The sequence below is a fragment of the Bacillus sp. 05T31 genome (assembly GCF_056396725.1).
In genome coordinates this window covers 1-371 of the sequence record NZ_JBFTMA010001500.1, presented here as the reverse complement: position 1 = coordinate 371, position 371 = coordinate 1, and the positions used below count along the sequence as shown (strand labels likewise).

General features: G+C 29.9%; 1 protein-coding gene. It reads right to left on the bottom strand.

Going from position 1 to position 371, the window contains the following annotated elements; genetic code table 11:
- Positions 1-219, bottom strand: a 219-nt coding sequence (locus AC1DJR_RS34060; protein WP_477004678.1) for a DUF421 domain-containing protein, incomplete at its 3' end; no start/stop codon positions are given.
- Between the last annotated feature and the right edge of the window lie 152 nt (positions 220-371).

Below are 371 nucleotides of genomic sequence, written 5' to 3'. Positions count from 1 at the left end.
AATTAACACTACCCATACAAGTACTGCATATAAAATAGACCATACTTTTATTTCCGGATCATATATAGTATTTCCGACTAATTCTCCGAGAACAATGGCAGAAATAAAATCAAAAGGCGTTAGCTGTGATATTTGTGTTTTCCCTAATATTTTTGTAGCAACCAATAGAACAAAAAAACCAAAAATCAATTCTATTGTTATTTGTCCAAGATGATTCATATAGGTTCACCTTTCTGTCATATGAAATATAACGTTTTCATTTCCCATCCACACTCCTATACGATACAATTACGATTCATTTTTGCTATTATCATGCCCATTCATACTAAAAATATCGAATCTAATTTTGTAATGAACGTATAAAAAAAGAG